The following is a 1,688-nucleotide window of genomic DNA, read 5'->3' as shown; positions in this document are numbered from 1 at the left end:
GCCGGGTCCGTGATTACACGGCCGGCACGTCAGCCCGGATGACGCCGCCACTGACCGGTCTGCCGCCATAGGCCGCGTTGAGGTGCTGCGGTGCCACTCTCCGGGCCGCGGTTATGCGGCCCGGGCGGGTGTGAAGTAGTGGTTGCGGCGGGGCTTCTGGGCGGGGTCGATGTGGGGTGGCGGGATGAACCAGGGGACCCCGGTCCGGACCCGGATGGTCCACGCCTCTTTGTGGATCAGGTGGTGGTGATGGGAACAGAGCAGGGCCCCGTTCTCCGTGCCGGTGGTCCCGCCGCGGGACCAGTACGTGATGTGGTGCGCTTCGCACCAGGGCGCGGGGATGGCGCAGCCGGGAAAGGCGCACCCGAGGTCCCGGGCGATGAGGGCCTTGCGGAGGTGGGGCGGGAAGAGCCGGGACGCGCGGCCGATGTCCAGGATCCGTCCCTCACCCCCGAGCAGGACCGGGATGATGTCCGCGTCGCAGGCGATCTTCCGGACCGTGGAGGCCGTGACGGGTCCGGTGAACAGCAGCGCACCCGTTTCCCGCACCCCTCCCGCGGGCCGCAACACCGAACCGGCCGGCTCCACGCCGGCCGCCGCGGCCGCGGTGCCGCCCGCGCCGGCCGTTTCCTGAGCTTCCGCCGGGCCGGCCTGGCCGGCGGCCTCACCGGCTTCGCCCGCCGCGGCGCCCGCGTCTGCCTGACCGGCGGCAGTGCGGTCGGGGGTGGTGCCCAGCCGGGCCAGCAGGTCCCGGTAATCGATGGTGACCATGACCTGGGGCCGGAGCCCGCCCGCGGCGGGCAGGCCCCCGGTCGCGAGGGCGACTCCGCAGGCACCGACCAGGCCGTCCAGCAGCCGCTGGGCCCGGGACCGATGATCCAGCCCCGCCGCCCCCGGATCCTCCTCAGGGACCGGCTGGCCCGCTGCTGCGGGGGCGTCATCCGGAACGGCATGATTCCCTGGGGCGGGAGCCTGGGCATCCGCAAGAGTCGACACGCCGCCGACCCGGGCATCACAGGCCCACACGCCGGCCCCGGCACCCGTAACCGGCCACTGACCGCCGGCACCGGCTGCGTCGGCGTGTCCGAGGCTCGAACGCTCGCCGGCGGCCGCACTGGGAGCCCACCCCACGGCGAAAGCCGTGCCGGCGGGCTCGGCGGCCCAGCCAGCAGAAACGGGCGTGGCCTCAGCGTCGGTGGCATCACCTGCCCAGCCGTGAACGGCCGCAGCCCCGGAACCCACGGCCCAGCCAGCAGAAGCGGCGGCACCGCCGGTGGCATCAACCGTCCAGCTGTGGCCGGCGACCGTCTCTGCACCTGCGGCCCAGCCATCAGAGGCGGCGGCTCCGGTGGCGGAGCCCTCAGCGCCGGCCGTGGGGCCCTCAGAAGCGGCGCCGGCGGCCGATACCTCAGAAGCGGCGGCTTTCGTGGGCCCGGCGGCGTGTGTGTTTGTGGTGCCGGTGCGGGGGTTGGTGCCGGTGTTCATGACGGTGAGGAGGTATTCGAACTGTTCGGTGGTCGCGAAAATCTCAAGATGGTGCAGGCCGTGGCGCCGGCGCCGGATGAAGGCGCCCTGAAGCCGGCGCAGCAGCTCCTCGGAGGGCTCGGCACCGTCCTGATCCAGCGCATCGGCCCAGCCCCGGGCCACCCGGGCCAGGAAGTCCGCGTCGTTCTCCGCGGCCGTGCGGG

The 1,688-nt window shown here is 74.2% G+C and carries 1 protein-coding gene; it reads right to left on the bottom strand.

The window, feature by feature from the left end:
- Window positions 1-111: 111 nt before the first annotated feature.
- Window positions 112-1,688, bottom strand: a 1,577-nt coding sequence (locus ABD243_RS07250; protein WP_344363801.1) for a DUF222 domain-containing protein, incomplete at its 5' end; no start/stop codon positions are given.

Source organism: Arthrobacter humicola, from assembly GCF_039531445.1.
GTDB lineage: Bacteria > Actinomycetota > Actinomycetes > Actinomycetales > Micrococcaceae > Arthrobacter > Arthrobacter humicola.
This window is presented reverse-complemented; position numbering and strand designations above follow the sequence as displayed.